Here is a 4,140-nt window from a genome sequence, read left to right as displayed (position 1 = left end):
TGGGATGACTCCAGTTTAATTAAGGGGCCTAGGAGAAAGGACAAAAAGGTGGTCCGATTACCGATTAGATACTTTCTAGCTGCCCATTGGGACTACTTATGTCAACAACACTAAGAAGCCAAAAAATATTGAATATAGCAGAGACTATAACGCTGGTTAATCCATTTTTTAAAGAAAGAGCCACAAGTTGGCTCTTTCTTTAATTTACCCCCGACTCTCTATCAGTCGATGGCCATCCCTGGTACGTGATCGCCCGGCAAACGATTCGGCCAGCAACCGGAAAAGCCCGAAAAAATGGGAATTGACCTCTAGTAAATTATTGTATATATTTGGAATAATATGGAGAGCAGCGTACTGGGGTACGTCTTTGACTCCTAATGAGTAATGTGAAGGGATTCGCTTGGAAGATGAAATTTATTTGTTATCAGAAAACAACCATCCATTAGACAAGGCTTTTGAATTATTCAGATCAAGTTATAAGCAATGCAATTGGGAAGATGCTGACCGTATTGCGAATCACATGCATGCCTTGGCCGATAGTCTGTACAAAACTCAGCTAAAACAAGCTAACGTTTTTCCCGGGCTTCAGCTCCCATTAAAACGGCCGCTTGTGTTTTACATCGGTTATAGTTTTTTGGCCAAGTCGGTCGTTAACCAGAAGCAAGGGCATTATGATGCAGCTAGAGAGTACATAGACAAGTATGCCAACTTAGATGGGTTTGTTGGTCAGGACCAAGAGGGTCAACAAGAAGTTCAGCGATTTAAAGTTTTCGCGAGAGCGAATTCCTACGCCATTGATCTATTATCAGGAAAACTTGAAGTTTTGGATGAATATAATGATTTTATTAATAATAACGAGGAAGAAATACTGCCAGGCTTAATCACAATGTTAGAAGCAGCCAATCTAAATAAGTGGAATATCGAACCACTACTTGATACTTACATTCCGCATGAATTAGATACTTTCTTTAGCTATGAAGACACCGGAAACCGTGTGTATTATATCAAATTGCTTCACCAGCTATCCATTTACCACTTGAATCAACAGCGGTTTTCGGATGCCATAAATTATATGCTTGATTATTTATCATCAGCCACTAAAATGAATGTATCCAGGGAAATTATTACAAGTATTGCAATGTATGAGACTGTACGTGCATATGCAACTCTGGAACAGCAAAGCATGTACGAAAAAATTTTAAAAGGAGTGCTTTCTAATGAAAAAAACATTAACAGCAATGTTCATAGTCGTAACATTTCTTAGTATTGTAGTCCCTTTTTCCTCGACAACGACGGCTGATAACACCGTAGTTGCATTTAATCATGGGGTGAATGGCTAGATTCGTCCTCTACAAAAAAAGAAAGGCGGGAACGCATCCCCGCCCTTTCTTGTTACTGAACCGCTTCTTTAATCGGCTCTACAGCCTGGTTAACCAACGGGTTCCGGCTGATCAGATTGCCCGCCTGATTGCCTACAACCCGGCCCACCCGGTCGCCCAGTACGCCGCCAAGCACCGCCCCAACGACGGTACCCACACCGGGCAGCACCGTACTACCGAGCACCGCTCCGTACTCCACTCCGGCCATTACTCCAACTGCTCCGGTCACATTTTCCACCGTGTGCGCCGTATAATCCTTCTTGCCCAACTGCCCCTGCTGCAAGCTCTTGGTGTCCTGAAGCTGCGACATGCCTCCAGCAAGAAGGCCTGCCCATAGCGATCCGCCTTGGAACATAGGAAAGCCCTCCATTCATTTAATTACCGCATTTAGCGGTCCCATCAGATTGTGTCCAAAACACTTATTAGTTATCAGCTGGATTCTTGGAAATTGTCTCCTCATTTCGAGCAGTTAGCGACTGAAGCCTGCTTTGCGCCGCGGAACCCGTATCCTTCGCCATCTCGGTTAAGTCAAGGACGGTCTCCGTCCCCCTGACCGCCCATCTCCTTACGGTTTTTCGAGCTTCCGGCGATAATGCCAACCATAATGCCGCAGCGCCCAATATCAAACCCACACGTGATTTTATCATGAGAACCCTCCAAAAAAGGATTAACTTAAGCAAATAAGATTATCTCTCAAAGCACGGGGTTTTATGCGTAAAGCTCCTTTAATCCGGTGCATAACCTAATTTAAATTGCAAATACTACTTTTTGCGATAAAAATGCAGTAAATCCCCCTAAAAGGAGCAATTTCATGTCGATTACCGCTCATACCAGCAGGGTTATCCGCTTTTTGCCGGGGCGTATTCGCCTGGAATTTGCGGGTCTGCTGCACAGTAAGCCAACAGAACTGGCTTTGCGTCAGGACCTGGCGCTCCTGGCGGGTGTCACTAAAGCCGAAGCATCCGCGATAACCGGCCGAATTCTCGTTGTATATGACGAACGGCAAACTTCCGGGCGCCAGCTGCTGCATCAACTGGAGCTGCTGGAGAGCAAGTATGGCGGTCATAATAAAAAAGAAGCTAACCTCCAATCCTGCCAGGGTGCGCCTGAACATGCAGCTGCCGAGCGTGAGGAATGCGCTGAAACAGCTGCCTCTTTGGAGACATCGCGGCTGCCGCAGCAGCCTTCTGTGGATGCGAATTCCTTTCAGAATTCAAAGGCTTTGTCCCAACCGCCAGAAACAAAGCTGGCCCCAGTCTATCCGCGATCCGCTTCGCCGCCAGGCGTCCCCCTTCCGCTGGCGATTGCGATGGGCGGACTTCTGGTGCTTGGAACCAAGCAGTTGATATTCGGCAAGTCTGCATTGGCCGCTAGTCCGGTTCCCTTCTACATGTCCGGGCTGGTCGCCGCCGTTACCGGGTACCCTTATCTTCGGAGGGGCTTTAATCGTCTCGCCAAGCAAGGCAAGTTCAGTTCCGACCTGATTCTCGGCACCGCCGCGTTAGGACTAGCGCTCGTCCGGGAAAATCTCGTCGTGCTGGGTGCATCAAGCATTCTTCAATATGTAAATTGGAAACGGAGCCGGATCGGGCTGGAAGATATGGAAACACCCCCGCTGTCTCCCGAAATTCAAGCCTACAGCGAGCGTGCCGGACGCTTAGGGTTAGCAGCCGCAGCGGGCGCCTGGCTCTTTACCCGCAGTCCTTTGCGGGCCATTGCAGTGCTGCTCGCCGCAAATCCAAGGCCGGCGACGATTCCGGTGAAGACGGCCTGGCAGCAGGCGGAGCTTTACTCCAAAGAAGCGGATTCGGGTCTTCCCCAAGGAGAATCGATTGCGCATTTGGCCCAAACCGGCACGCTGCTGCTGGAAGACACATCTCTTCTTGTGCAGACGAATATTCAGGAGACGGAATGTGTGTCACATGAGGAAGACCCGGACAAGATCATTTGTCTGACAGCAGGGTTGATGAAAAAAACCGAGCATCCGTGGAAAGACGAAGTACTGCAGAAGGCAAAGCAAACATGCCGTACGATACGCTCGGCCTTTCACGTCGCCGAAGAGGAAGACGGAATTAGCGGCCTGATCAGCAATACATCTTATGCCATCGGCAATCTTGGCTTTTGCAAGCGGCACGGAGTTGCCTTCGAGCAGTATTACCTTGAGGCTAAACGGATGGAAAATAAAGGCTGTGAGGTGCTGTTCCTGGCGAAGCAAATCAGCGGGAATTGGATAAGCCAAGGACTGATCTATCGCGGTCAGCAGCTTATCCCCGGGCGGAAGGCGCTGCTCACGCGGGCGCGGCAGCAGGGTATTCAGACCGCCGTGCTGGAGGATAGCTCCGGCATTGGCCGGGAAGCGCTGGTCCGGCTCGGCCTGCACACGGATTGGCTGGACACTCCGATCAGTGAAGCGGTGGAGCGCATCGCAGGGCTTCATGACCAAGGAATCCGTGTGCTCCTTGTGAGCGAGTCTTCCGGCGAGTACAGCCGCTATTTAATGGAAGCCGGCGTCCCCGGCACCTCATTCGATCAGCTTGAGCGGGTACTGGACGCCAAACTATCCGCTCACAAGCTGGAGAATACGATTCATGAGCACTTCCAAATTACGAGGAAATGGAATGTATTCGGAGCTCTGCTGGCCGCCTTTGGCGTACTGAGCGCCCCAATTGCAAATTTGGCTAGCGACGCCCTGTCGCTGATCTTTCTTTCCCGCACGCAAAAACTAGCTCAGCAAGCATTTCCCGCTGACACAGGCAGTGCC

The 4,140-nt window shown here is 49.8% G+C and carries 3 protein-coding genes and 1 pseudogene; 2 read left to right on the top strand and 2 right to left on the bottom strand.

The genetic code is table 11. The features are described 5' to 3' along the window. The first annotated feature begins 400 nt into the window (after window positions 1-400). Window positions 401-1,264 (top strand): hypothetical protein, encoded by an 864-nt coding sequence (locus tag L691_RS0115625; protein WP_025691398.1) that lies wholly within the window; start codon window positions 401-403, stop codon window positions 1,262-1,264. A gap of 128 nt (window positions 1,265-1,392) precedes the next feature. On the opposite strand, the gene L691_RS0115620 is transcribed toward L691_RS0115625, so the two are convergent. Then, a complete protein-coding gene (locus tag L691_RS0115620; protein ID WP_025691397.1) occupies window positions 1,393-1,734 on the bottom strand; it encodes a glycine zipper domain-containing protein in 342 nt (113 codons plus the stop codon). A 67-nt stretch (window positions 1,735-1,801) separates the two neighbouring features. Beyond that, complete coding sequence (locus L691_RS0115615) at window positions 1,802-2,026, bottom strand: hypothetical protein (protein WP_025691396.1); 225 nt, start codon at window positions 2,024-2,026, stop codon at window positions 1,802-1,804. A 164-nt stretch (window positions 2,027-2,190) separates the two neighbouring features. Here L691_RS0115615 and L691_RS0115610 point away from each other — a divergent pair. Next, window positions 2,191-4,140, top strand: a pseudogene (locus tag L691_RS0115610) (cation-translocating P-type ATPase); the annotation flags it as partial.

It is taken from the genome of Paenibacillus zanthoxyli JH29 (assembly GCF_000520715.1).
Taxonomy (GTDB): domain Bacteria; phylum Bacillota; class Bacilli; order Paenibacillales; family Paenibacillaceae; genus Paenibacillus_AQ; species Paenibacillus_AQ zanthoxyli.
Note: the sequence above shows the minus strand (reverse complement) of the source record. Positions and strands in the feature narration are given on the sequence as shown.

Bases quoted from the DNA above. Each gene is read 5' to 3' on its own strand.
- L691_RS0115620 (WP_025691397.1), bottom strand. From the start codon at position 1,734: ATGTTCCAAGGCGGATCGCTATGGGCAGGCCTTCTTGCTGGAGGCATG.
- L691_RS0115615 (WP_025691396.1), bottom strand. From the start codon at position 2,026: ATGATAAAATCACGTGTGGGTTTGATATTGGGCGCTGCGGCATTATGG.